The 25,250-nt window shown below is 70.8% G+C and carries 24 protein-coding genes; 8 read left to right on the top strand and 16 right to left on the bottom strand.

Features of this window, described 5'->3' with window-relative positions; translation table 11 throughout:
• Nucleotides 1-7 precede the first annotated feature (7 nt).
• From ACFWUY_RS30925 to ACFWUY_RS30910, 4 genes are all read right to left on the bottom strand, one after another.
• A complete protein-coding gene (locus tag ACFWUY_RS30925) occupies nucleotides 8-325 on the bottom strand; it encodes a bifunctional 3-phenylpropionate/cinnamic acid dioxygenase ferredoxin subunit (protein ID WP_030692512.1) in 318 nt (105 codons plus the stop codon).
• Nucleotides 325-1,506, bottom strand: a complete 1,182-nt coding sequence (gene sufD, locus ACFWUY_RS30920; protein ID WP_384117333.1) for a Fe-S cluster assembly protein SufD — start codon at nucleotides 1,504-1,506, stop codon at nucleotides 325-327. The genes ACFWUY_RS30925 and sufD overlap by 1 nt, the downstream gene beginning before the upstream one ends.
• A gap of 61 nt (nucleotides 1,507-1,567) precedes the next feature.
• Complete coding sequence (gene sufB / locus ACFWUY_RS30915; protein WP_384117329.1) at nucleotides 1,568-2,983, bottom strand: Fe-S cluster assembly protein SufB; 1,416 nt, start codon at nucleotides 2,981-2,983, stop codon at nucleotides 1,568-1,570.
• On the bottom strand, nucleotides 2,980-3,705 hold the full coding sequence (locus ACFWUY_RS30910) for a helix-turn-helix transcriptional regulator (protein WP_384117324.1): 726 nt from the start codon (nucleotides 3,703-3,705) through the stop codon (nucleotides 2,980-2,982). Before ACFWUY_RS30910 ends, sufB begins: the two co-directional genes overlap by 4 nt.
• 180 nt (nucleotides 3,706-3,885) lie before the next feature.
• On the opposite strand from ACFWUY_RS30910, the gene ACFWUY_RS30905 reads away from it, so the two are divergent.
• The 3 genes from ACFWUY_RS30905 (at nucleotide 3,886) to ACFWUY_RS30895 (ending at nucleotide 6,627) form a co-directional block, all read left to right on the top strand.
• Nucleotides 3,886-4,833: an ABC transporter ATP-binding protein gene (locus tag ACFWUY_RS30905; protein WP_384117321.1), complete on the top strand. Its 948-nt coding sequence runs from the start codon at nucleotides 3,886-3,888 to the stop codon at nucleotides 4,831-4,833.
• Nucleotides 4,830-5,594, top strand: a complete 765-nt coding sequence (locus ACFWUY_RS30900) for an ABC transporter permease (protein WP_384117315.1) — start codon at nucleotides 4,830-4,832, stop codon at nucleotides 5,592-5,594. Before ACFWUY_RS30905 ends, ACFWUY_RS30900 begins: the two co-directional genes overlap by 4 nt.
• A 73-nt stretch (nucleotides 5,595-5,667) precedes the next feature.
• Nucleotides 5,668-6,627, top strand: a complete 960-nt coding sequence (locus tag ACFWUY_RS30895) for a heme A synthase (RefSeq protein WP_384117310.1) — start codon at nucleotides 5,668-5,670, stop codon at nucleotides 6,625-6,627.
• Nucleotides 6,628-6,648: 21 nt separating this feature from the next.
• On the opposite strand, the gene ACFWUY_RS30890 is transcribed toward ACFWUY_RS30895, so the two are convergent.
• The 3 genes from ACFWUY_RS30890 to ACFWUY_RS30880 all read right to left on the bottom strand — a co-directional run bounded on the left by ACFWUY_RS30890 (nucleotide 6,649) and on the right by ACFWUY_RS30880 (nucleotide 9,208).
• A complete protein-coding gene (locus tag ACFWUY_RS30890; protein ID WP_384117307.1) occupies nucleotides 6,649-7,749 on the bottom strand; it encodes an amidohydrolase family protein in 1,101 nt (366 codons plus the stop codon).
• A 75-nt stretch (nucleotides 7,750-7,824) separates the two neighbouring features.
• Nucleotides 7,825-8,145 (bottom strand): hypothetical protein, encoded by a 321-nt coding sequence (locus ACFWUY_RS30885; RefSeq protein WP_384117305.1) that lies wholly within the window; start codon nucleotides 8,143-8,145, stop codon nucleotides 7,825-7,827.
• 115 nt (nucleotides 8,146-8,260) lie between these two features.
• Complete coding sequence (locus ACFWUY_RS30880) at nucleotides 8,261-9,208, bottom strand: heme o synthase (protein WP_384117302.1); 948 nt, start codon at nucleotides 9,206-9,208, stop codon at nucleotides 8,261-8,263.
• 313 nt (nucleotides 9,209-9,521) lie between these two features.
• On the opposite strand from ACFWUY_RS30880, the gene tkt reads away from it, so the two are divergent.
• Genes tkt through pgl form a run of 5 tightly spaced genes read left to right on the top strand, consistent with a single transcriptional unit; the run spans nucleotide 9,522 to nucleotide 16,143 of the window.
• On the top strand, nucleotides 9,522-11,609 hold the full coding sequence (tkt, locus tag ACFWUY_RS30875) for a transketolase (RefSeq protein WP_384117299.1): 2,088 nt from the start codon (nucleotides 9,522-9,524) through the stop codon (nucleotides 11,607-11,609).
• 37 nt (nucleotides 11,610-11,646) lie between these two features.
• On the top strand, nucleotides 11,647-12,765 hold the full coding sequence (gene tal / locus ACFWUY_RS30870; protein ID WP_384117296.1) for a transaldolase: 1,119 nt from the start codon (nucleotides 11,647-11,649) through the stop codon (nucleotides 12,763-12,765).
• A gap of 5 nt (nucleotides 12,766-12,770) precedes the next feature.
• A complete protein-coding gene (gene zwf, locus ACFWUY_RS30865) occupies nucleotides 12,771-14,303 on the top strand; it encodes a glucose-6-phosphate dehydrogenase (protein WP_384117292.1) in 1,533 nt (510 codons plus the stop codon).
• Entirely contained in the window at nucleotides 14,300-15,367 is a 1,068-nt protein-coding gene (gene opcA, locus ACFWUY_RS30860) for a glucose-6-phosphate dehydrogenase assembly protein OpcA (RefSeq protein ID WP_384117290.1), read from the top strand. Before zwf ends, opcA begins: the two co-directional genes overlap by 4 nt.
• Nucleotides 15,364-16,143 carry a 6-phosphogluconolactonase gene (gene pgl, locus ACFWUY_RS30855; RefSeq protein ID WP_384117283.1) on the top strand — a complete coding sequence of 260 codons (780 nt, stop codon included), beginning with the start codon at nucleotides 15,364-15,366 and terminating at the stop codon, nucleotides 16,141-16,143. The genes opcA and pgl overlap by 4 nt, the downstream gene beginning before the upstream one ends.
• A gap of 22 nt (nucleotides 16,144-16,165) precedes the next feature.
• Here pgl and ACFWUY_RS30850 read toward each other — a convergent pair whose 3' ends face one another.
• The 9 genes from ACFWUY_RS30850 to gap all read right to left on the bottom strand — a co-directional run bounded on the left by ACFWUY_RS30850 (nucleotide 16,166) and on the right by gap (nucleotide 25,124).
• The gene (locus ACFWUY_RS30850) at nucleotides 16,166-17,710 is read right to left on the bottom strand and encodes a PH domain-containing protein (protein WP_384117277.1); all 1,545 of its coding nucleotides are present in this window, start codon (nucleotides 17,708-17,710) and stop codon (nucleotides 16,166-16,168) included.
• On the bottom strand, nucleotides 17,707-18,207 hold the full coding sequence (locus tag ACFWUY_RS30845) for a PH domain-containing protein (protein ID WP_384117270.1): 501 nt from the start codon (nucleotides 18,205-18,207) through the stop codon (nucleotides 17,707-17,709). The genes ACFWUY_RS30850 and ACFWUY_RS30845 overlap by 4 nt, the downstream gene beginning before the upstream one ends.
• Before the next feature lie 4 nt (nucleotides 18,208-18,211).
• Nucleotides 18,212-19,864: a glucose-6-phosphate isomerase gene (gene pgi, locus ACFWUY_RS30840; protein ID WP_384117373.1), complete on the bottom strand. Its 1,653-nt coding sequence runs from the start codon at nucleotides 19,862-19,864 to the stop codon at nucleotides 18,212-18,214.
• Nucleotides 19,865-19,920: 56 nt separating this feature from the next.
• The gene (locus ACFWUY_RS30835; protein ID WP_384117265.1) at nucleotides 19,921-21,135 is read right to left on the bottom strand and encodes an MFS transporter; all 1,215 of its coding nucleotides are present in this window, start codon (nucleotides 21,133-21,135) and stop codon (nucleotides 19,921-19,923) included.
• Between the two features lie 137 nt (nucleotides 21,136-21,272).
• Entirely contained in the window at nucleotides 21,273-21,608 is a 336-nt protein-coding gene (locus tag ACFWUY_RS30830) for an RNA polymerase-binding protein RbpA (RefSeq protein WP_189505794.1), read from the bottom strand.
• A 77-nt stretch (nucleotides 21,609-21,685) separates the two neighbouring features.
• On the bottom strand, nucleotides 21,686-21,916 hold the full coding sequence (secG, locus tag ACFWUY_RS30825) for a preprotein translocase subunit SecG (protein ID WP_017238647.1): 231 nt from the start codon (nucleotides 21,914-21,916) through the stop codon (nucleotides 21,686-21,688).
• 97 nt (nucleotides 21,917-22,013) lie between these two features.
• The gene (gene tpiA, locus ACFWUY_RS30820; protein WP_384117259.1) at nucleotides 22,014-22,790 is read right to left on the bottom strand and encodes a triose-phosphate isomerase; all 777 of its coding nucleotides are present in this window, start codon (nucleotides 22,788-22,790) and stop codon (nucleotides 22,014-22,016) included.
• Nucleotides 22,791-22,797: 7 nt separating this feature from the next.
• Nucleotides 22,798-24,009, bottom strand: a complete 1,212-nt coding sequence (locus tag ACFWUY_RS30815) for a phosphoglycerate kinase (RefSeq protein ID WP_384117256.1) — start codon at nucleotides 24,007-24,009, stop codon at nucleotides 22,798-22,800.
• A 104-nt stretch (nucleotides 24,010-24,113) separates the two neighbouring features.
• Nucleotides 24,114-25,124, bottom strand: a complete 1,011-nt coding sequence (gap, locus tag ACFWUY_RS30810) for a type I glyceraldehyde-3-phosphate dehydrogenase (RefSeq protein ID WP_384117254.1) — start codon at nucleotides 25,122-25,124, stop codon at nucleotides 24,114-24,116.
• Nucleotides 25,125-25,250 lie beyond the last annotated feature (126 nt).

Below are 25,250 nucleotides of genomic sequence, written 5' to 3'. Positions count from 1 at the left end.
GGGTGACTCAGGACTCCTGGGTGACGGAGACGAGCACATCGTCCCCTTCGATCTTTACGGGGTATACGGGGACGGGGCGCGTCGCGGGAAGGCCGGAGGGCTTGCCGGTGCGCAGGTCGAAGCTCGACCCGTGCAGCCAGCACTCGATGGCGCAGTCCTCGACCTCGCCCTCCGAGAGGGAGACGTTCGCGTGCGAGCAGATGTCGTTGATCGCGTACACCTCGCCCTCGGTGTGCACGACCGACACCGGCGTGCCGTCGACCTCGACCCGCTTCGGGGTGTCGGCCTCCAGCTCGCTCAGTGCGCAGACTCGGACGAAGGCCATCAGACGGAGGCCTCCAGCTCGGCCTCGATCTTGGCGAGGAGGCGCTCCTGGACGTCCGGCAGACCGATCTGCTGGACCAGTTCCGCGAAGAAGCCGCGGACGACGAGGCGACGGGCCTCGACCTCCGGGATGCCGCGGGACATCAGGTAGAAGAGCTGCTCGTCGTCGAAGCGGCCGGTGGCCGAGGCGTGGCCGGCGCCGGCGATCTCGCCGGTCTCGATCTCCAGGTTCGGTACGGAGTCGACCCGGGCGCCGTCCGTGAGGACCAGGTTCCGGTTGAGCTCGTACGTGTCCGTGCCCTCGGCGGCGGCCTGGATGAGCACGTCACCGATCCAGACGGCGTGCGCGCCCTGGCCCTGCAGCGCGCCCTTGTAGGCCACGTTGGACTTGCAGTGCGGGGTGTTGTGGTCGACCAGGAGGCGGTGCTCCTGGTGCTGGCCGGCGTCGGTGAAGTACAGGCCGAAGAGCTCGGCCTCACCGCCGGGGGCCGCGTACGACACGCGCGGGTGGATGCGGACGACGTCGCCGCCGAAGGTGACCACGACGGACTTGAAGGAGGCGTCGCGGCCGACCAGGGCGTTGTGCTGGGCGACGTGGACGGCCTTCTCGTCCCAGTCCTGGACGGAGACGACGGTCAGCTTGGCGCCGTCGCCGAGGACGTAGTCGACGTTGGCGGCGAGCACCGCGTCACCGGTGTGGTCGATGACCACGACGGCCTCGGCGAAGGCGCCGAGCTCGATCACCTGGTGGCCGAAGGCGACCCCGCCCTCGCCGTGCACGGCGATGCGGATCGGCTCGGTGAGGACGGCCTCCTTGGCGACGGTGACGACCGAGGCCTTCTCGAAGGAGGAGTACGCCTGGGCGGCGACGCGGTCGACGGGCGTCCCGGCCTTGCCGAGGCGCGCGTCGTCACGGCCGACGGTCTCCACGGTGACGCCCTCGGGGGCCTCGACCTCGACCTTGACGCCCTCGCCGGAGACGACGGCGGTGCCGTCGTGGAGGCCGCGCAGGCGCTCGAGCGGCGTGAACCGCCACTCCTCCTCGCGGCCGTGCGGGACGGGGAAGTCCGCGACGTCGAAGGACGGGGGCGCGCTCATGCGCGTGGCGACGGTGGACTCGGCGGCCACCGCGATCGAGCCGGCGGTGGTGGAACCCGCCGGGATGTTCTGAGCCTCAGCCATGGCTGTCGTGTTGCTCTCTTCCTCGTGACTACGCAAAGACGGTACGGATGGCGGCCGGGTCTTAACCGACCGAGCCTTCCATCTGCAGCTCGATCAGCCGGTTGAGCTCCAGGGCGTACTCCATCGGGAGTTCCTTGGCGATGGGCTCGACGAAGCCGCGGACGATCATCGCCATGGCCTCGAACTCGGTGAGGCCGCGGCTCATCAGGTAGAAGAGCTGGTCCTCGGAGACCTTGGAGACGGTGGCCTCGTGGCCCATGGAGACGTCGTCCTCGCGCACGTCCACGTAGGGGTACGTGTCGGAGCGGGAGATCGTGTCGACGAGCAGCGCGTCGCAGAGCACGTTGGACTTGGCGCCCGGGGCACCCTCGCCGATCTCGATGAGACCGCGGTAGGAGGTGCGGCCGCCGCCTCGCGCCACCGACTTGGAGACGATGTTGGAGGAGGTGTTCGGGGCCATGTGGACCATCTTGGCGCCGGCGTCCTGGTGCTGGCCCTCGCCCGCGAAGGCGATGGAGAGGGTCTCGCCCTTGGCGTGCTCGCCCATCAGGTAGACGGCGGGGTACTTCATGGTGACCTTGGAGCCGATGTTGCCGTCGACCCACTCCATGGTGGCGCCCTCGTAGGCGACGGCGCGCTTGGTCACCAGGTTGTAGACGTTGTTCGACCAGTTCTGGATGGTCGTGTAGCGGCAGCGGCCGCCCTTCTTGACGATGATCTCGACGACGGCGCTGTGCAGCGAGTCCGAGGAGTAGATCGGGGCGGTGCAGCCCTCGACGTAGTGGACGTAGGCGTCCTCGTCGACGATGATCAGCGTCCGCTCGAACTGGCCCATGTTCTCCGTGTTGATGCGGAAGTAGGCCTGGAGCGGGATCTCGACGTGCACGCCCTTCGGCACGTAGATGAACGAGCCGCCGGACCACACGGCCGTGTTCAGGGAGGCGAACTTGTTGTCGCCGACCGGGATGACGGTGCCGAAGTACTCGCGGAAGAGCTCCTCGTGCTCCTTCAGCGCGGTGTCGGTGTCGACGAAGATGACGCCCTGCTCCTCCAGGTCCTCGCGGATCTGGTGGTAGACGACCTCGGACTCGTACTGGGCGGCGACGCCGGCGACGAGGCGCTGCTTCTCGGCCTCGGGGATGCCGAGCTTGTCGTACGTGTTCTTGATGTCCTCCGGCAGTTCCTCCCAGGAAGCGGCCTGCTTCTCGGTGGAACGCACGAAGTACTTGATGTTGTCGAAGTCGATGCCGGAGAGGTCGGAGCCCCAGGTCGGCATGGGCTTCTTGCCGAAGAGCCGCAGACCCTTGAGACGCAGCTTCAGCATCCACTCGGGCTCGTTCTTCTTCGAGGAGATGTCGCGGACGACGTCCTCGTTGAGGCCACGCTTGGCGGTGGCACCGGCCGTGTCGGAGTCGGCCCAGCCGTACTCGTACCGACCCAGGCCCTCAAGCTCGGGGTGGCTGATCTCGGTGGTCATGCGGGGTTCCTCCCGGCGGTACTGGCGGATGCTGATGGGGTGGCCTGTGGGGCGCTGTGCGGGATGAACGTGGTGCAGACGCCGTCACCATGCGCGATGGTGGCCAGACGCTGGACGTGCGTTCCCAGGAGGCGGGAGAAGAACTCCGTCTCCGCCTCGCACAGCTGTGGGTACTGCTCGGCGACGTGGGCGACCGGGCAGTGGTGCTGGCAGAGCTGTTCGCCGACCGGCGCGTTCCGCGCAGTGGCAGCGTACCCGTCCGCCGTCAGGGCCTTGGCAAGCGCCTCGGTCCGCCGTGCGGGCTCGGCGGCCTCGACGGCTTCCCGGTACGCGCCGCCCTGGGCCTCGATCCGGTCCCGGGCGAAGGCGGCCACGGCCGCTTCCCCGCCGGCGTTGCGCTCGATCCAGCGGAGCGCCTCCACGGCCAGCGAGTCGTACGACTGGTCGAAGGCGTCCCGGCCGCAGTCGGTGAGCGCGAAGACCTTCGCGGGGCGGCCGCGGGCCCTGGCCCCGTAGACGCGCTTCTCGCGGGCTTCGACGACATTGTCGGCGACCAGCGAGTCGAGGTGGCGCCGGACGGCCGCCTGGGTGAGGCGGAGCCGGCCTGCCAGATCGGCGACGGTCGAGGGACCGTGGTCCAGGATCGACCGCGCGACCCGGTTGCGCGTCGAACGCTCACGGGTCGCGAGTTCCTCCACCGGAGCCGCGCCAACGTTTTTCACAACGCCATTGTTGCGTAATTAATCTCGGACTGACAAGCGGCGTCCACGGCGCGGGCGGTGCCGTGCATCACTCAGGTAAGGCTTACCTGACCTGCGGAAATGATCATTCGTAGGACGAATGAGGGCCGCTCGGGGGCCCCGCGCCCGGAGGGGTCCCGAACGCTCTCTAGACTTCCGGACATGCCCGGGAGCAAGCAGAACGAGTCCGTCGACAGCGCCGTCCAGGTCCGCGGCCTGGTCAAGCGGTACGGAAGCAAAACCGCCGTCGACGGACTCGACCTCGACGTGCGCGCGGGCACCGTCACCGCCGTCCTCGGTCCCAACGGGGCCGGCAAGACCACCACGATCGAGACCTGCGAGGGCTACCGCAGGCCCGACTCCGGCACCGTCCGCGTCCTGGGCCTCGACCCGGCCGCCGACGCGGCGGCCCTCCGCCCCCGGATCGGCGTCATGCTCCAGTCCGGCGGCGTCTACTCCGGCGCCAGGGCCGACGAGATGCTGCGCCACATGGCCAAGCTCCACGCCCACCCGCTGGACGTGGACGCCCTGATCGAGCGGCTCGGCCTCGACTCCTGCGGCCGCACCACCTACCGACGGCTCTCCGGCGGCCAGCAGCAGCGCCTCGCGCTCGCCATGGCCGTCGTCGGCCGCCCCGAGCTCGTCTTCCTCGACGAGCCCACCGCCGGCCTCGACCCGCAGGCCCGCCGCGCGACCTGGGACCTGGTGCGCGAACTGCGCGCCGACGGCGTGACCACCGTCCTCACCACGCACTCCATGCAGGAGGCCGAGGAGCTCGCCGACGACGTCGCCATCGTCGACGCCGGCCGGGTCGTCGCCCAGGGCAGCCCCGAGGAGCTGTGCCGGGGCGGCGCCGAGAACACCCTGCGCTTCACCGGGCGCCCCGGGCTCGACCTGGGCTCCCTGCTCAAGGCGCTGCCGGACGGCACGGCCGCCGCGGAGCCGCTCCCGGGCACGTACCGGATCACCGGCGCCGTCGACCCGCAGCTGCTCGCCACGGTCGCCAGCTGGTGCGCCCAGCACGGCGTCATGCCCGACGGCATCTCCGTCGAGCGCCACACCCTCGAAGACGTGTTCCTGGAACTGACGGGCAAGGAGCTCCGGTCGTGAGTGCAGGTACCTACTCCCCCAGGCCCGGCGCCGCCCCCGTCGGCCGCATGATCGCGGCGCAGACGGCCCTGGAGACCCGGATGCTGCTGCGCAACGGCGAGCAGCTGCTCCTCACCGTGATCATCCCTTCGCTGCTCCTGGTGCTCTTCTCGACCGTCGACGTCGTCGACACGGGTGCGGGCGAGGCCGTCGACTTCCTCGCCCCCGGTGTCCTCGCGCTCGCCGTGATGTCCACCGCCTTCACCGGTCAGGCCATCGCCACCGGATTCGAGCGGCGGTACGGAGTGCTCAAGCGGCTCGGCGCCTCACCGCTCCCCCGCTGGGCGCTGATGGCCGCCAAGACGCTGTCCGTGCTCGTCACCGAGGTGCTCCAGATCGCGCTCCTGACCGTGATCGCGCTGTCCCTCGGCTGGTCGCCGCAGGGCGACCCGCTGTCGGTCCTGCTGCTGCTCGTGCTCGGCACCGCCGCCTTCTCGGGGCTCGGCCTGCTCATGGCCGGCACCCTGAAGGCCGAGGCCACGCTCGCCGCCGCGAACCTGGTCTTCCTGCTGCTCCTGGTGGGCGGCGGGGTCATCGTCCCGCTGGAGAAGTTCGGCGCCGCGGGCGACGTGCTGGCGCTGCTCCCGATCTCCGCCCTCTCCGACGGCCTGCGGGACGTCCTCCAGGGCGGCGCGTCGATGCCCTGGGGCGACGCGCTGATCCTGGCGGTCTGGGCGGTCCTGGGGCTCGGCGCGGCGGCGAGGTTCTTCCGCTGGGAGTAACCGTAAGGTTCCGTTCGGCCACATACGCCCCCCTCGTGAAAGCGCGCACAAGCGCCGTCCTACGATAGGGCCCGTGCTGACCCCCCTCGCCTTCATCGCCAGGCGCTGGACCCCGTCCCCGAGGACGCTCCGGCGCGCCGCGCTCTCCGCCGTCGTGATGAGCGTGCTCATCGTCGTCACGGGCGGCGCGGTCCGGCTGACCGGTTCCGGTCTCGGCTGCGACACCTGGCCCAAGTGCACCGACGACAGCCTCTTCGCCACACCCGAGCAGGGCCTTCACGGCGCGATCGAGTTCGGCAACCGGATGCTGACGTACGTCCTGTCGGCGGCCGTCGGCTGGGCCATCATCGCCGCCCGGTCCACCAAGCCCCGGCGGCGCGGACTGACCCGGCTCGGCTGGGCCCAGTTCTGGATCGTGATGAGCAACGCCGTCCTCGGCGGCATCACGGTGTGGATGGGCCTCAACCCGTGGACGGTGGCCGGCCACTTCCTCGCCGCGAACGCCCTGCTCACGGTCGCCGTCGTCACCTGGCACCGGACCGGCGAGGGCGACACCGCCCCCCGCCCGCGCGTGCCGCGCCCGGTCCGGAAGCTGTCCTGGGCGATCACGATCGTCTCCGGGCTGCTGATCGCGCTCGGTACGGCCGTGACCGGCTCCGGCAAGCACGCCGGTGACAGCAGCGACGTGCCGCGCATGCCGTGGGACTGGACGAACGCGGCGCACGTCCACGCTATCGCCGCCTGGGTCGTCTGCGCCCTCGCGCTCGCGATGTGGCTGGTGCTCCGCGTGGTGGACGCCCCGCTCGACACCCGGGCCCGCGCCCGTGACCTGCTGATCGTGCTGCTCGCCCAGGGCGGCATCGGCTACGTCCAGTACTTCACCGGGGTCCCCGAGATCCTGGTCGCCGCTCACATGCTCGGCTCCTCGCTGATGTGGATCGCGGTGCTGCGGCTCGCCCTGAGCCTGCGCGAGCGTCCCCTGCCCACCGCCGACATCCCGGCCCAGGCCGACCCGGTACCGGCCACGGCCTGAACCGTCTGCCCCCCGACGGGTCTACCGGCTCCCCGCGAGCCGGTAGACCCGTCGCGCGTTCTCCCCGGCGATCAGCGCGGCGACCCGCTGGGCGTCCGTACGGGACCAGGCGCCGTCCCCGACCCATTCGCCGAGCACCCGGGTGAGCGCGGTGCGGAAGACGCTCGCGGCGACCACGTGCAGCTCGGGCAGCCCGTGGGCGCCGCTGGAGAACAGCAGCTTGCCGAACGGCGCCCGCTCCAGGACCTCGGCGAGGACCGCCGCCGCCCGCGCCCCGGTGTGCGCGAGGACGGGACCCAGATCCGCGTACACGTGCGCGTGCGTCCCGGTCAGCCGCGCGGCGGCGCGGTGGTACGGATAGGAGTGCAGCAGCACCAGGTCGGTGCCGAGGCCCGTGGTGGCGGCCGCGAAGCCGGCGACCGCGGCCGGGTCGCGGTCCCCGGTGTGCAGCTGGAGGGGGCGCCCTGCGGTGACCGCGATCCAGAGCAGATGGCGCAGCAGGACGGGGTCGGTGAGCCGGCCACCGGCCGGGCGTCCGGCGAGCCAGCGCCCCGCCGCCCCGCGTACCTCCCCGGGCCCCGGCGGTTCGGACGTGTACGCGAGCCCTTGGCGCACCCCTGCCACGGAGGCGAGGGCGACGGCGCCGCCGGCGGCGCCGTGGACGGCCTCGGCGAGGTTGGCGAGGAAGGACTCGACGGTCCCCGAGGTGTCGGCGACCTGTTCGGCGAGGGGTTCGAGGCGGACGATCTCGTGGGCCTCGGCGGCGCCCGTGGCGGCGATCTCGGCGGGCCCCGTCAGATCGCCGGGTGCTCCGGTGTCGACCAGATAGGTGCCGATCCCGGAGGCGCGGAGGAGCCGGCGGCCCGCTTCGACGACGCCGAGCTCGCGGCGGCGGGCGAGATACCGGGCGGGCGGGCAGTGCGGTTCGAGACCGAGGAGCGGCGGGCACCAGCGGCGCACGGCGAAGCCGGTCTGGGTGTCGAAGAAGGTGGTGCCCGCGGCGGGCAGCGCGGTGCTCCCGCCGAGCTGGGCGCCGAGCTGGGCCTCGAAGGTGCCGAGGCCGAGCTCCGTACGGAGCACCCCGTGGCAGTACTGGTCCACCAGGCTCGGCGTGTCGATCATCTCGGGGGGCTCCCTGTGTGGACGTGTCGCGTCTCCACACGTCCTAACGGGTGAGCCCCTCGCGAGGTTGTCGGCTCAGCCGTTGGAGGGGCCGCCGATCTGGATACCGGCCATCCGGGTCCACTCGTACGGGCCGGTGGCGACCTTGGCGGCGATCTCGCCGTCGAACTCCTCGTGGAGGGTGAGGCCGGCCTTCTCCGCGGCCTGCCGCGCGATCTCGTACGTGGGCGCGACGAGGTCGCCCCAGCCGCCGTCCGTGCCGACGAGGACGATCCGGGTGCCCGCCTGGCCGATGTGCGCGAGGTGGCCCTCGGAGCCGCCGTGCTCCTTGGCGAAGGCCCGGATCTCCTTGGCGAGCCTGGTCGCCTTGCGCTCTTCGTTCTTCGTCTCTGCCATGACAGCGATGCTACCGACGCGTAGATCGAGTGACGACGGCCGGGCCACGTGGCCTATCCCACGTGACCCGGCCGTCGACCGGAGCTGATCATCTGAGCGGAACGCCCAGGACCTCCTAGCGGAGGAAGGGGTCCACCGCGACCGCCACGAAGAGCAGCGAGACATAGGTGATGGACCAGTGGAAGAGGCGCATCTCCTTGAGCTTCGCACCGGTCGCGCCCGCCTTCGCGCGGTTCAGGAGCGCGTGCGCCTCCCAGAGCCACCAGCCGCCGGTGAGCAGCGCCACGGCCAGGTAGAACCAGCCCGTGTAGCCCAGCGGGGTGAGCAGCAGCGAGACGGCGACCATCACCCAGCTGTAGGCGACGATCTGCTTGGCGACGACCTTGTTGGAGGCGAGGACGGGCAGCATCGGAACGCCCGCCCGCGCGTAGTCGTCCTTCACCTTCATCGACAGCGGCCAGTAGTGCGGCGGCGTCCAGAAGAAGATGACGAGGAAGAGGATGACCGCGGCCCAGGACATCGAGTTCGTCACGGCCGACCAGCCGATGAGCACCGGCAGGCAGCCGGCGATGCCGCCCCAGACGATGTTCTGCGCGGTCCGTCGCTTCAGGATCATCGTGTAGACCACGACGTAGAAGAGGAGCGCGCCGAGCGAGAGGGCGGCGGAGAGCCAGTTGACGAGCAGGCCGAACCAGAGCGTGGAGACCACGGCGAGGGTGAGGCCGAAGACCAGGCCCTCGCGCGGTGTCAGCACGCCGGTGACCAGCGGTCGCTGGGAGGTGCGGTCCATCAGCGCGTCGATGTCGCGGTCGATGTACATGTTCAGGGCGTTTGCGCCGCCCGCCGAGAGGTATCCGCCGAAGCAGGTGGCGAGCACCAGCCACAGGTCGGGCACACCCTGCTCGGCGAGGAACATCACCGGGACGGTCGTGATGAGCAGCAGCTCGATGATCCGCGGCTTGGTCAGCGCCACGTATGCCTTGACGCGGGCCCCGAACGGCCGATGGCCCCCCGGGCTGGGAGTCAAGACGACCCCTGCGGGTCGGGACTCGACGGCCGTCACGCACACCCCTGACAGAGAAATTCCCAGCAAGCTCCCCGGATGAAGGCGGGGTGAAGCTTGCGCGTACCACGCCACTGTAGACGTTGCCCAGACACCGATCTTCGCGGGGGTGGGGTCGTGTTGAGGGGGTGTGTCCCGAGGCGTGGACGCGCTCCGGGAGGCGAACTCCCACGGGCGGCGGCAGTCTTGCCGTATCCGCTCATTTGAGGGGCGTGAACACGGAAAGAGGGCGGTCCGGCGGGGGTAGGCTCGACACCGCCGGTACACCCTCAGTCACCGGCTTCAGACATGTGGAGAGGAGCCCTGACCCAGGGTGAGCACTAAGCCGACCACCACAGACCTCGAGTGGACCGAGTTGGACCAGCGGGCCGTCGACACCGCCCGCATCCTGGCCGCGGACGCCGTACAGAAGGTCGGCAACGGCCATCCCGGTACGGCGATGAGCCTGGCGCCCGCCGCGTACACCCTCTTCCAGAAGGTGATGCGGCACGACCCGGCCGACCCCGAGTGGGTCGGGCGCGACCGGTTCGTCCTCTCCGCCGGCCACTCGTCCCTGACCCTCTACACCCAGCTGTACCTGGGTGGCTTCGGGCTCGAGCTCGACGACCTGAAGGCGTTCCGCACCTGGGGTTCGAAGACCCCCGGGCACCCGGAGTACGGTCACACCGCCGCCGTCGAGACGACCACGGGACCGCTGGGCCAGGGTGTCGCCAACGCCGTGGGCATGGCGATGGCCGCCCGCTACGAGCGTGGCCTGTTCGACCCGGAGGCCGCCACCGGCGCCTCCCCGTTCGACCACCACATCTACGTGATCGCCGGTGACGGCTGTCTCCAGGAGGGCATCTCCGCGGAGGCCTCCTCGCTCGCGGGCCACCAGAAGCTCGGCAACCTGATCATGCTGTGGGACGACAACCACATCTCGATCGAGGGCGACACCGAGACGGCCGTGTCCGAGGACACGATGAAGCGGTACGAGGCGTACGGCTGGCACGTCCAGCGCGTCGAGCCGCAGGCCAACGGCGACCTGGACCCGGCCGCGCTGTACACGGCGATCAGGGCCGCCGAGGCCGAGACCGAGCGTCCGTCGTTCATCGCGATGCGCTCGATCATCGCCTGGCCCGCGCCGAACGCGCAGAACACCGAGGCCGCGCACGGCTCGGCGCTCGGCGACGAGGAGATCGCGGCCACCAAGCGCGTCCTGGGCTTCGACCCGGAGCAGACCTTCGAGGTCTCCGACGAGGTCATCGCGCACACCCGCGCGCTCGGCGACCGCGGCCGTGAGGCCCGCGCCGGGTGGGAGAAGTCGCTCGCCGAGTGGCGTACGGCCAACCCGGAGCGCGCCGCCGAGTTCGACCGCATCCAGGCGAACGAGCTGCCGGCCGGCTGGGAGTCGAAGCTTCCGGTCTTCGAGCCGGGCAAGGGTGTCGCCACCCGTGCCGCCTCGGGCCAGGTCCTCAAGGCGCTCGGCGCGGTCATCCCGGAGCTGTGGGGCGGCTCGGCCGACCTGGCGGGCTCGAACAACACGACGATCGACAAGACCTCGTCGTTCCTGCCCGAGGGCAACCCGCTGCCGGAGGCCGACAAGTACGGCCGCACGATCCACTTCGGCATCCGCGAGCACTCCATGGCCGCGGAGATGAACGGCATCGCGCTGCACGGCAACACGCGCGTCTACGGCGGCACCTTCCTGGTGTTCTCCGACTACATGCGCAACGCGGTGCGGCTGTCCGCGCTGATGCACCTGCCCGTGACGTACGTCTGGACCCACGACTCGATCGGTCTGGGCGAGGACGGCCCGACGCACCAGCCGGTGGAGCACCTCGCCTCGCTGCGCGCGATCCCGGGTCTGAACGTGGTCCGTCCGGCCGATGCCAACGAGACGGCGATCGCCTGGCGCGAGATCATGCGGCGCCACACCAAGGCCTTCGGCAAGGGCGCCCCGCACGGCCTCGCGCTCACCCGCCAGGGCGTGCCGACGTACGCGCCGAACGAGGACACCGTCAAGGGCGGCTACGTGCTGTTCGACGCCGACGGCGGCGACGCCCAGGTCGTGCTGATCGCGACCGGCTCCGAGGTGCACCTGGCCGTCGAGGCCCGCGAGCGGCTCCAGGCCGACGGCGTCCCGACCCGGGTGGTCTCGATGCCGTCCGTGGAGTGGTTCGAGGAGCAGGACCAGGCGTACAAGGACTCCGTCCTGCCGCCGTCGGTCAGGGCCCGGGTCGCGGTCGAGGCCGGTATCGGTCTCACCTGGCACCGGTACGTCGGGGACGCCGGCCGGATCGTCTCGCTCGAGCACTTCGGCGCCTCGGCGGACGCGAAGGTCCTGTTCCGCGAGTTCGGGTTCACGCCGGAGGCGATCGCCGCCGCCGCGCGGGAATCGATCGACGCCACCGCGCGCTGACGTCCATACGTACGACTTAATTGGAGATGCAACTCCCATGACAGACGCTCTCAAGCGCCTCTCCGACGAAGGCGTCGCGATCTGGCTGGACGACCTCTCGCGCCAGCGGATCACGTCCGGCAACCTGGCCGAGCTGATCGACCAGAGCCACGTGGTCGGTGTCACCACGAACCCGTCCATCTTCCAGAAGGCCATCTCGGAGGGCCACGGGTACGACCAGCAGCTGGCCGACCTCGCCGCCCGCAAGGTGACGGTGGAAGAGGCCATCCGCATGATCACGACGGCGGACGTCCGCGACGCCGCCGACATCCTGCGGCCGGTCTTCGACGCGACCGACGGCCAGGACGGCCGGGTGTCCATCGAGGTCGACCCCCGTCTCGCCCACGAGACGACCGCCACCGTCGCCGAGGCCAAGCAGCTGGCCTGGCTGGTGGACCGTCCCAACACCCTGATCAAGATTCCGGCCACCGAGGCGGGTCTGCCGGCGATCACCGAGGTCATCGGCCTCGGCATCAGCGTCAACGTGACGCTGATCTTCTCGCTCGAGCGCTACCGCGCGGTCATGGACGCCTACCTGGCGGGCCTGGAGAAGGCCAAGGAGCGCGGCCTCGACCTCTCCAAGATCCACTCGGTGGCCTCCTTCTTCGTGTCCCGCGTGGACTCGGAGATCGACAAGCGCCTGGACGCCATCGGCACCGACGAGGCGAAGTCCCTCAAGGGCAAGGCCGCCCTGGCCAACGCGCGTCTGGCGTACGAGGCGTACGAGGAGGTCTTCTCCTCGGAGCGCTGGGCCGCCCTCGACAAGGCGCAGGCCAACAAGCAGCGTCCGCTGTGGGCCTCGACCGGCGTCAAGGACCCGGCGTACAAGGACACCCTGTACGTCGTGGACCTGGTCGCCCCCGGCACGGTGAACACCATGCCGGAGGCCACCCTGGAGGCCACCGCCGACCACGGCGAGGTCACCGGCGACACCGTGCGCGGCACGTACGAGCAGTCGCGCGCCGAGCTGGCGGCCGTCGAGAAGCTGGGCATCGGCTACGACGACGTCGTCCAGCTCCTGGAGGACGAGGGCGTCGAGAAGTTCGAGGCGTCCTGGAACGACCTGCTCAAGTCCACCGAGGCGGAGCTTCGGCGCCTCGCACCTTCGGAGGCGTAAGCACCTTGAGCGCAGTCCACGGAGCCAACCCGCTCCGTGACGCCGCAGACCGACGGCTCCCGCGCATCGCGGGGCCGTCGGGTCTGGTGATCTTCGGCGTCACGGGCGATTTGTCCCGTAAGAAGCTGATGCCTGCCGTCTACGACCTGGCCAACCGCGGCCTGCTGCCGCCGGGCTTCTCGCTCATCGGCTTCGCCCGCCGCGAGTGGGCGGACGAGGACTTCGCGCAGGAGGTCTACGAGGCCGTCAAGCAGCACGCCCGCACGCCGTTCCGGGAGGAGGTGTGGCAGCAGCTGATCCAGGGGATGCGCTTCGTCCAGGGCGACTTCGACGACGACGACGCCTTCGAGAAGCTGAAGTCCACCGTCGAGGAACTGGACAAGGCGCAGGGCACCGGCGGCAACTTCGCCTTCTACCTGTCCGTGCCCCCGAAGTTCTTCCCGCTCGTCGTCCAGCAGCTGAAGAAGCACGGCCTGGCCGACCAGAAGAACGGCTCCTGGCGCCGCGCGGTCATCGAGAAGCCCTTCGGACACGACCTGGTCTCCGCCAAGGAGCTCAACGAGGTCGTCCACGAGGTCTTCCCGCCCGAGGCGGTCTTCCGGATCGACCACTACCTCGGCAAGGAGACCGTCCAGAACATTCTGGCGCTCCGCTTCGCCAACACCCTCTTCGAGCCGATCTGGAACCGGTCGTACGTCGACCACGTACAGATCACCATGGCCGAGGACATCGGCATCGGCGGCCGGGCCGGCTACTACGACGGCATCGGCGCCGCCCGTGACGTCATCCAGAACCACCTGCTCCAGCTGCTCGCGCTCACCGCGATGGAGGAGCCCGGCTCCTTCGACGCCGACGCGCTGGCCGCCGAGAAGACCAAGGTCCTCGGCGCGGTGAAGCTGCCCAAGGACCTGGGCGAGTCCACGGTCCGCGGCCAGTACGCGGCCGGGTGGCAGGGCGGCGCGAAGGCCGTCGGCTACCTCGAGGAAGACGGCATCGACCCTCAGTCGAAGACCGACACCTACGCGGCCATCAAGCTGGAGATCGACAACCGCCGCTGGGCGGGCGTCCCCTTCTACCTCCGTACGGGCAAGCGCCTGGGCCGCCGCGTCACCGAGATCGCGGTCGTCTTCCAGCGCGCCCCGCACTCCCCCTTCGACCACACCGCGACCGAGGAACTCGGACGCAACGCCATCGTGATCCGGGTCCAGCCGGACGAGGGCGTGACGGTGCGGTTCGGCTCCAAGGTGCCCGGCACCCAGATGGAGATCCGGGACGTGTCGATGGACTTCGCGTACGGCGAGTCCTTCACGGAGTCCAGCCCCGAGGCGTACGAGCGGCTCATCCTCGACGTCCTGCTCGGCGACTCGAACCTCTTCCCGCGCGTCGAGGAGGTCGAGCTGTCCTGGAAGATCCTCGACCCGATCGAGCAGTTCTGGGACACGCACGGCAAGCCCGCGCAGTACCAGTCCGGGACCTGGGGTCCGGTCGAGGCGGACGAGATGCTCGCACGAGACGGACGGAGCTGGCGGCGGCCATGAAGACCGACCTGACGGACACCACGTCATCCAAGATCAACAAGGCGCTGGTGCTCGGGCGGCGGGCGATCGGCACGCCGGCCGTCGGCATGGTGCTCACCCTCGTCATCGTCACCGACGAGGAGAACGCCTACGACGCGCTGAAGGCGGCGAACGAGGCGTCCCGCGAACACCCCTCGCGGACCCTCGTCGTCATCAAGCGGGTCTCGCGCTCGCCGCGGGACCGCGCCACGGCACGGCTCGACGCCGAGGTCCGCCTCGGCGCCGACGCCAGCACCGGCGAGACCGTGGTGCTCCGGCTGTACGGCGAGGTCGTCGACCACGCCCAGTCGGTGGTGCTCCCGCTGCTCCTCCCTGACGCCCCCGTCGTCGTCTGGTGGCCGGTGAACGCGCCGACCGACCCGGCGAGCGACCCGCTGGGCGCCCTCGCCCAGCGCCGGGTGACCGACACGTACGCCGCCGAGCAGCCCATCCAGGAACTGACCGCGCGCGCGGACCGCTACACCCCGGGCGACACGGACCTCTCGTGGACCCGGATCACCCCGTGGCGTTCGATGCTCGCCGCCGCGCTCGACCAGGTCGTGTGCGAGGTGACCTCCGCCGAGGTGGAGGGCGAGGAGTTCAATCCGAGCGTCGAACTGCTCGCGATGTGGCTGGCGGAGCGGCTGAAGGTGCCCGTGCGGCGCTCGAAGTCGACGGGCCCCGGTCTCACCTCCGTACGGATGGAGACCAACTGCGGCCCGATCGTGCTCGACCGGCCGGACGGCTCGCTCGCGACGCTCTCCATAGAGGGGCAGCCGGACCGTGGCGTGGCGCTCAAGCGCCGCGAGACGGCCGAGCTGATCGCGGAGGAGCTGCGCCGCCTCGACCCGGACGACACGTACGCGACGGCGCTCAAGTTCGGCATCGAGCGTCTGGACGAGCAGGCGGCCGTCACCGCTCCCGAGCCGGAGGCCGAGCCGGAGCAGGAGGCCGTCGTGGCCGCCCCGGCCGAGCCCGAGCCCGAGCCGGCGGCTAAGCCCGCCGCGAAGAAGGCACCTGCGGCCAAGAAGGCGGCGGCCAAGTGAGCACCACCCCCCAGCTCGTCGTCCACCGCGACAAGGAGCTGATGGCGCAGGCGGCCGCGGCCCGGCTGATCACCCGGATCGTCGACGCCCAGGCCGCCCGTGGCTCCGCCTCGGTGGTGCTGACCGGCGGCCGCAACGGCAACGGCCTGCTCGCGGCGCTCGGTACGGCGCCCGCGCGGGACGCGATCGACTGGTCGCGGCTCGACCTGTGGTGGGGCGACGAGCGCTTCCTGCCTTCGGGAGACCCCGAGCGGAACGTCACCCAGGCCCGTGAGGCGCTGCTCGACCGAGTGCCGCTCGACCCGGCCCGGGTGCACGCCATGCCGGCCTCGGACGGCCCGTACGGCAGCGACGTCGACACCGCGGCGGCCGCGTACGCGACGGAGCTGGCGGCCGCCGCGGGTGGCCACGGCACGGTGCCGGCCTTCGACGTCCTGATGCTGGGCGTCGGCCCGGACACCCATGTGGCCTCGCTCTTCCCCGAGCTGCCGGCGGTCCGCGAGACCGAGCGGACGGTGGTCGGCGTGCACGGCGCGCCCAAGCCGCCGCCGCTGCGGATCTCGCTGACGCTTCCGGCGATCCGGGCGGCGAAGGAGGTCTGGCTGCTCGCGGCCGGTGAGGACAAGGCGAAGGCGGCGGCGATCGCGCTGTCGGGCGCGGGCGAGGTGCAGGCCCCGGCGGCCGGTGCCTACGGCCGCTCGCGGACGCTGTGGCTGCTGGACACGGCGGCGGCCTCGGAGCTGCCGCGGAGTCTGTATCCGCCGGCTTCGGCCTGATTCCCCCGTACGGAGGCCCGGTTCACCTGCTGGTGGACCGGGCCTCCGGCGTGTGTACGGGTTCGAGGAAGGGCGCGAGGAGCTCCGGTACGGCCTCGGCGGCGAATCTCAGGCCCTGGTTCTCGCCGACGTCGAGGATGTCGTACGCTCCCGCCCCCGCCGCCGTCGTGGCGGTCAGCGTCAGGACGCCGGCGCGCCGCTGGAAGTACGACTGCTTGACGGTCCAGCCGATGACACCGGAGCGCTGGAGGGCGACCGTGGCACGCCGGACCGTGCCCGAACGGGTCACGAGACAGGCCCCGCTGACGCCGTGTCCGAGGCCGCGGTACGCGTCGAGGGCGAACAGCACGGCGACCGGGACGAGGACGACCGCGCAGCCGGCCGCCACGTACAGCAGGACCGGGGTGAGGAGGAGTCCGAGGAGGACGAGGACCGCGACGGGCCCGAGGGCGCTCCACAGCGCCCGGTGCAGCCGCCGGGTGCGGGCCGCCCGGGGGTGGGCGGCGAGGGGCGCTCCGGTGGGCGGCTCGGGCTCGCGCAGGATCTGGGCGGCGACCCGGTCGGCGACGGCCCGCTCCACGGCCGGCAGCAGGTTCTTCAGGTCGCCGTGCTTGTCGCCGTCGTCCTTGGCGAGGCCGGTGGCGACGGCGTCGAGACGGGCGGCCCCGCACATCCGGACGCCGAGCGGCTCGACGAGCTCGACGCCGCGCAGTCTGCGCTCCTCCAGGGAGACGGAGCGGGCGGTGAGGAGGCCTCGGGAGACCCGCAGGGTGCGGCCCGGCACGCGCTCCAGGCGGTAGTTCCACCACATCTCGACCCAGAGGCCGAGGGCGCCGACGGCGCCGGCGAGAGTGGCGAGAAGGACCAGGTCGACGATCATCCACGGGACGGAGACGTCCTGGAAGCGGTCCCCTATCCAGTCGATGACCTCGCCCTGGGCGCCGAACCACTCACTGACCTGCATGACGGCGCCGGCCGCGGCGCCGCCGAGGGCGGGGGCCAGGAAGGAGACGGGGGCGTAGCGGATCCAGCGCGGGTCGAGGGTGGCCAGGGCGTCGTCCCGGTCGGGGTCCTCGGGAGTGGCGACGGCGCGGGTGAGGAGCTCGTGACGCAGTCGCTCTCCCTCGGCCCGGGTGACCAGGTCGAGTTCGAGGGTGGACTCGCCGCCGCCGGTCTGTTCGCCGGTGCCGATGCGGACCTTGACGAGGCCGAGGACGCGCTGGAGGGGGTTGGCGCTGAGGTCGGCGCTGCGGATGCGCTCCCTGCCGAGCGAGCGGCGCTGGACGACGAGGAGCCCGGTGTGGAGCTCGACCCTCTCGGGGCCGACGCGGTAGCGGGTGCGGCGGAAGCGGACCGTCTCGGCGACGACGTCGACGGCGAGGGCGAGCACGACGCCCGCGGCGACCCAGGCGAGGGCCTGCCACAGCGGACGTGAGCCGGCGAGAGCGAACGCGACGGGCAGCGCGGCTCCGGCGAGGACGCCGGAGAAGAGGACGACGCGGACGAGGACGGTACGGGGATCGAGGAGCAGCCAGGGGGGACCCTGGCCCTGCGGCGCCTCGCTCATGTGGCGTCCCCGGGGGTGGCCTGGGTGATGACGGTCAGCCGCTCGGCGAGCCCGGCGGCCCGTTCGTGGTCGAGGCCCTCGATCCGGATCGCGCCCTTGGAGGAGGCGGTGGTCACGGTGACGGTGGCGAGCCGGAAGAACTGCTCCAGCGGGCCGCGTGAGGTGTCGACGGTCTGGATCCGGGACATCGGCGCGATGCGCCATTCCTGCCAGAAGGCCCCCGTGCGGACGTAGACGGCGTCGTCGGTGACCTCCCAGCGGTGCACCCGGTACCACCAGGCGGGGAAGAACGCGGTGCAGGCGAGGCCCACGGCCGCCACGGCCCCGGCCGCGACGAGCAGCCAGGACCGGGCGGGCCCGATGAGGGCGCCGAGGACGGCGAGGACCACCACCGGTACGGCGGTGGTCACCAGGAGCCGGCTCCGCCACCAGGTGACGGCCCGCTCGGCCACGGCGTTCCTGGGCGGCCTCAGCCGCACCGCGTTCTCCCCCGTCACGCTTCTACCGTCCGCGCAGCGAGCGGTAGGTGGCCACGAGGCCGGCGGTGGAACTGTCGAGCCGCTCGCCGCCCTCGCCGTCGGTCAGGACCGGCTCGATCCGCTTGGCGAGGACCTTGCCGAGCTCGACGCCCCACTGGTCGAAGGAGTCGATGTTCCAGACGGCGCCCTGGACGAAGACCTTGTGCTCGTAGAGCGCGATCAGCTGGCCGAGGACGGACGGGGTGAGCTTCTCGGCGAGGATCGTGGTGGTGGGGTGGTTCCCCTGGAAGGTCTTGTGCGGGACGAGCTCCTCGGGTACGCCCTCGGCCCGTACCTCCTCGGGCGTCTTGCCGAAGGCGAGCGCCTGGGTCTGGGCGAAGAAGTTGGCCATGAGCAGGTCGTGCTGGGCGACGAGGCCGGGCAGCAGGTCGGCGACGGGCCGGGCGAAGCCGATGAAGTCGGCCGGGATGACCTTGGTGCCCTGGTGGATCAACTGGTAGTACGCGTGCTGCCCGTTGGTGCCGGGGGTGCCCCAGACGACGGGCCCGGTCTGCCAGTCGACGCGGTTGCCCTCGTGGTCCACCGACTTGCCGTTGGACTCCATGTCGAGCTGCTGGAGGTAGGCGGTGAACTTCGACAGGTAGTGGGAGTACGGCAGGACGGCGTGCGACTGGGCGTCGAAGAAGGCGCCGTACCAGACGCCGAGGAGGCCGAGCAGCAGCGGCGCGTTCTCCTCGGGCGGGGCGGTGCGGAAGTGCTCGTCGACGAGGTGGAAGCCGTCGAGCATCTCGCGGAAGCGCTCCGGGCCGATGGCGATCATCACGGAGAGGCCGATGGCGGAGTCGTAGGAGTAGCGGCCGCCGACCCAGTCCCAGAACTCGAACATGTTCGTGGTGTCGATGCCGAACTCCTCGACCTTCTCGGCGTTGGTCGAGAGGGCCACGAAGTGCTTGGCGACGGCCTCCTGTCCAGCTCGGAGACCGGTGAGGAGCCAGTCGCGGGCCGAGGTGGCGTTGGTGATCGTCTCGATGGTGGTGAAGGTCTTCGAGGCGACGATGAACAGCGTCTCCTCGGGGTCGAGGTCGCGGACGGCCTCGTGGAGGTCGGCGCCGTCGACGTTGGAGACGAAACGGAACGTCAGGTCCCGCTGGGTGTAGGAGCGGAGGACCTCGTAGGCCATGGCGGGGCCGAGGTCGGATCCGCCGATGCCGATGTTGACGATGTTCTTGATCGGCCTGCCGGTGTGGCCGGTCCACTCGCCGGCGCGGACCGTGTCGGCGAACGCGGCCATCTTGTCGAGGACGGCGTGGACGCCGGGGACGACGTTCTCCCCGTCGACCTCGATCACGGCGTCGCGGGGGGCCCGCAGCGCGGTGTGGAGGACGGCCCGGTCTTCGGTGGTGTTGATCTTCTCGCCGCGGAACATGGCGTCACGCAGCTCGGCGACGCCGGTGGCGGCGGCCAGTTCGCGCAGCAGCGTCAGCGTCTCGTCGGTGACGAGGTGCTTGGAGTAGTCCAGGTGGAGGTCGCCGACCCGCAGGGTGTAGCCGGTGCCCCGCTCGGCGTCGGCGGCGAACAGGTCGCGCAGATGGGTCTCGCCCAGCTGCTCACGGTGCTTGCCGAGGGCCGCCCACTCGGGCAGCCGGTTGAGCCTGGTGCGGCCTTCGTTGTTCATCTCGGACATCGCCCACTTCTTCTCGTACTGCTTGTCTGCCCCGCTGCGTCTCCAACCTAATTGATCAGAGGGGCCAGTGACGCGACGGCGAGCGCGAACAGCGCCGCCGCGAGGAGGGCGGGGGTGTGCGGTCCCAGGCCGGCGGCCGCGGCGCCGCCGAGGAGGGCGCCGAGCGGGGCGCCGGCGACGGCGAGGGTGCGGAAGGCCGCGGCGATGCGGCCGAGCATGCCCTCGGGGGCACGCTCCTGCATGAGGGTCGTCTGCTGGACGTTCCACACCGTCCCCATGAACCCGAACACCGCCATGGCGCCGACCGATACGGCGAGCACGGGCACCGCCCCCATCAGGACGAGGCAGCCGGTCTGGACGCTCCCGGCGAGGAACACCGCGCGTATCCGCCCGGTCCGTTCGGCGATCCGGCGGGCCAGGAACCCGCCGGTGACCCCGCCCACCGCGTACGCCGTGATCGTGGCGGCGTATCCCGTGTTCCCCGCGTGGAGTCCGGCGGTCACATGCACGACGAGGGTGGCGATGAGGGCGCCCATGCCGATGTTGCAGAGGGTGGTGGCGGCGCAGAGCCACCGCAGGGAGCGGTCCTCGCGCAGGACGGCGATCCCCTCGGCCATCTCGGCGCGGAGGGTGGACCCGGTGGGCCGGGGCGGCCGCTCGGGGGCGCCGGTCCGCAGGGAGGCGATGAGGAGCGCGGCCAGGAGGTAGGTGGCGGCGTCGGCCGCGTACGGTACGGCGGGCCCGGCGAGGAGCAGGGCGGGCACCAGGGGCGCGGCGAGGAGCCCGCCCGCGAGCTGCTGGCCGGTCATCAGGCGCGCGTTGGCCCCGGCGAGCGTCTCGGTGGGCACGAGGGCGGGGAGCAGCGCGGTGGCCGCGTTGTCGAAGAGGGTCCCCAGGGTGGTGAGGGCGAAGGCGAGGACGAGCAGGAGGGCGATCCCCGCGTGCCCGAGCGCGACGGCGACGGCGAACGCGGCCATGAGCGCGCCCCGGACGAGGTCGACGGCCCACATGGCCCGCCGCTGGTCGACGCGGTCGGCGACGGCCCCGCCGAGGAGCCCGAAGAGCAGCCAGGGGAGGAAGCCGCAGGCGGTGACGGAGGCGATGAGGAGGGGGGCGTCGGTGAGCGAGGCGGCGAGCAGGGGCAGTGCGGCGGTGCGCAGCGAGTCGCCGAACCGGGACACGACGGCGGCCGTCCACAGCCTTCCGAAGCCGCCCCGCCAGCTGGGCACGGCTTTGCCGGCCGCCACGTCCGTCGTCGTCATGCATCCCCCGATCCGGTGATCTCCCCGTCCCACCGACCATAGGGGTCACCACTGACAACGCCGGGAACGCGGAACGGGCCTTGCCCGCGAACTCGGTTCGCGGGCAAGGCCCGTTCGTCACACCGTCACACCGTGCGTCAGATCTCGCCGCGCAGTTTGGCCAGCGCCTCGGCGAGGATCGCCTCGCCGTCCGCGTCGCTGCGCCGCTCACGCACATAGGCGAGATGGGTCTTGTACGGCTCCGTGCGCGGCGGGTCCGGCGGGTTGTCCCGGTCCTGACCTGCCGGGAAGCCGCAGCGCGGGCAGTCCCAGGTCTCCGGGACCGCCGCGTCGCTGGCGAAGCTCGGCTGCGTCTCGTGCCCGTTCGAGCACCAGAAGGAGATGCGGGCGCGCGGAGCCGATTCGCCGCGCTCGGCCTCACCCATCGGCCCCGCTCCGACCCGGCTTCCCCGGATCGCGTTGCCACTTGCCACGGTCGTAACTCCCTGCGTGATGGTGCTCGAAGATGCCCCAGTCTACGTAAGGCCCAACGCGCGTCCAGTGTTCGGAGTTACCCGTCCAACTTCATCAGCAGACCAAGTACCACAATGCAGGCGAACCAGAGCAGACCGACCACGACGGTGATGCGGTCCAGGTTGCGCTCGGCGACCGAGGAGCCGCCGACGGAGGACTGCATGCCGCCACCGAACATGTCGGAGAGGCCGCCACCCTTGCCCTTGTGCATCAGCACGAGCAGCATCAGCAGCCCGCTGAAGACGATGAGGGCGATCGAGAACCCCATAACCACGGCTGGACCAACTTCCTCGGACTTATACGGACGGGGGCCGGGCACCTGCCCGACCCCCGCAAGGGTACGACGTAACTCAGCTACCGCATACTCACTGGTCGCGGAAGCGCACGATCTTGACGAACTCGTCGGCGTCGAGCGCCGCGCCGCCCACCAGGGCGCCGTCGACGTCCGGCTGCGCCATGATCGCGGCCACGTTGCCGGCCTTGACCGAGCCGCCGTACTGGATGCGGACCTTGTCGGCCAGCTCCTGCGAGTACAGCTCCGCGAGGCGCCCGCGGATCGCGCCGCAGACCTCCTGCGCGTCCTCGGGGGTGGCGACCTCGCCGGTGCCGATGGCCCACACCGGCTCGTACGCGATCACGATCGTCTCGGCCTGCTCGGCCGGGACGTCCTTCAGGCCGCCGTCGAGCTGGGCGAGGGTGTACTCGACCTGCTGTCCGGCCTTGCGGACGTCCAGGCCCTCGCCGACGCAGAGGATCGGGGTCACGCCGTGCTTGAAGGCGGCCTTCACCTTGGCGTTGCAGATCTCGTCGCTCTCGGCGTGGTACTGGCGGCGCTCGGAGTGGCCGACGGCCACGTAGGCGCACTTCAGCTTGGACAGCATCAGGCCCGAGATCTCGCCGGTGTAGGCACCGGACTCGTGGGCCGAGATGTCCTGGGCGCCGTACTTGATCTTCAGCTTGTCGCCGTCGACCAGGGTCTGTACGGACCGCAGGTCGGTGAAGGGGACCAGGACCGCGACCTCACAGGCGTCGTAGTCCTTGTCGGTCAGGGCGAAGGCGAGCTTCTGGACGTGGGCGATGGCCTCGAGGTGGTTGAGGTTCATCTTCCAGTTGCCCGCCATCAGCGGGGTGCGGGTGCTCATGTGGTGGTCAGTCCTCCAGTGCGACGAGGCCGGGGAGCTGCTTGCCCTCGAGGTATTCGAGGGAGGCGCCGCCGCCGGTCGAGATGTGGCCGAACTTCTTCTCGTCGAAGCCCAGGATGCGGACGGCGGCGGCGGAGTCGCCACCACCGACCACCGTGAAGGCCGGGGAGTCGAGGAGCGCCTGGGCCACGGCCTTGGTGCCCTCGGCGTAGGCGGGGTGCTCGAAGACGCCCATCGGACCGTTCCAGAAGACGGTGCCGGCGTCGGCGAGCTTCGAGGCGTAGAGCTTACGGGTCTCCGGACCGATGTCCAGGCCCTCCTCGTCCGCCGGGATGGCGTCCGCGGCGACCGTGGTGGGGTGGGCCGGGGCCTTGGTCTTCAGGTCGGGGAACTCCGAGGAGACCAGGACGTCGACGGGGAGGACGAACTCCACGCCGCGCTCCTTGGCGCGGTCCAGGTATTCCAGGACCGCCGGGATCTGGTCCTCCTGGAGCAGTGAGATGCCGACCTCGTGGCCCTGGGCCTTGAGGAAGGTGTACGCCATGCCACCGCCGATGAGGATGCGGTCGGCCTTCTCCAGGAGGTGCTCGATGACACCGAGCTTGTCGGAGACCTTGGCGCCGCCGAGCGCGACCACGTACGGCCGCTTGACGTCGTCCGTGAGCTTCTTCAGGACGCCGACCTCGGTGGCGATGAGGTAGCCGGCGGCGTGCGGGAGGCGCGCCGGGAGGTCGAAGACCGAGGCGTGCTTGCGGTGCACGGCGCCGAAGCCGTCGCCGACGTAGACGTCGGCGAGCGCGGCGAGCTGGTCCGCGAAGGCGCCGCGCTCGGCGTCGTCCTTCGAGGTCTCGCCGGCGTTGAACCGGAGGTTCTCGATGACGGCCACCCGGCCGTCGGCGAGGCCGGCGACGGTGGCGGTGGCGGAGTCGCCGACCGTGTCCGTCGCGAAGGCCACCTCGGCGTTGAGCAGTTCGCCGAGGCGAGCGGCGGCCGGGGCGAGCGAGAACGCCGGGTCCGGGGCGCCCTTGGGGCGGCCCAGGTGCGAGGCGACCACGACGCGGGCGCCCGCGTCGGCGAGCGCCTTGACCGTGGGGACGACGGCGCGGATGCGGCCGTCGTCGGTGATGGTGGTGCCGTCGAGCGGCACGTTGAGATCGGCGCGGACGAACACCCGCTTGCCGGAGACGCCTTCGGCGAGAAGCTCGTCGATCGTCTTCATCTGTCACAGACTCCTTGGTACGCGGTGGAGCACACAAACAGGGCTCGCACAGCGCGGCGTTGCGCTGCCCGAGCCCTGCTCACATCGAAAGCCCGCCCTGAAGCTTAGAGCCGGCCGCCGACGAAGACGGTGAGGTCGACGAGACGGTTGGAGTAACCCCACTCGTTGTCGTACCAGCCGAGGATCTTGACCGTGCTGCCCTCCTGGACCATGGTCAGGGAGGCGTCGAAGGTGCAGGACGCCGGGTCGCTGACGATGTCGGAGGAGACGATCGGGTCCTCGGTGTAGACCAGGTAGCCCTTGAGGTCGCCGTCCTCGGCGGCCTTCTTGAACGCGGCGTTGACCTCGTCCTTGGTGACCTCGCGGTCGAGCGTGACGACCAGGTCGGTGGCGGAACCGGTCGGGACCGGGACGCGCATGGCGATGCCGTCCAGCTTGCCCTTGAGCTGCGGGAGGACCAGGGCGGTGGCCTTGGCGGCGCCCGTCGTGGTCGGGATGATGTTCTCCGCGGCGGCGCGGGCGCGGCGCAGGTCCTTGTGCGGGAAGTCCAGGATGCGCTGGTCGTTGGTGTACGCGTGGACCGTGGTCATCAGGCCCTTGACGATGCCGAAGTTCTCGTCGAGAACCTTGGCCATCGGCGCGACACAGTTGGTGGTGCAGGACGCGTTCGAGATGACGTGGTGCTGAGCCGCGTCGTACTTGTCCTGGTTGACACCCATGACGATGGTGATGTCCTCGCCGGAGGCCGGAGCCGAGATGAGGACCTTCTTGGCGCCGCCGGCGATGTGCTTCTCGGCGTCGGCCTTCTTGGTGAAGATGCCGGTCGACTCGATGACGATGTCGACGCCCAGCTCGCCCCAGGGGATGTCGGCCGGGTTGCGCTCGGAGAGCACCTTGATGGTGTGGCCGTCGACGGTGATGGTGTCGGCGGTGTGGGTGACCTCGGCCTTGAGGCGACCCAGGATGGTGTCGTACTTCAGCAGGTGGGCCGTGGTCGCGGTGTCGCCCAGGTCGTTGACAGCCACGATCTCGATGTCCGCACCCTGCTCAAGGAGTGCGCGGAAGTAGTTTCGGCCGATGCGGCCAAAGCCGTTGATGCCTACGCGGATCGTCACGAACCGATCTCCTCGTTAGGTACGCCGGTGTGCTCGACGCCGGCGAGATTTTTGTTTTTTGGGATGTCCCCGACCGCTTACGACCCTACCCCTCCCACCGCCCGTGAGTGACATCGACCGCATCCG

This window comes from Streptomyces sp. NPDC058664, assembly GCF_042716635.1.
Taxonomy (GTDB): Bacteria; Actinomycetota; Actinomycetes; order Streptomycetales; family Streptomycetaceae; genus Streptomyces.
This window is presented reverse-complemented; position numbering and strand designations above follow the sequence as displayed.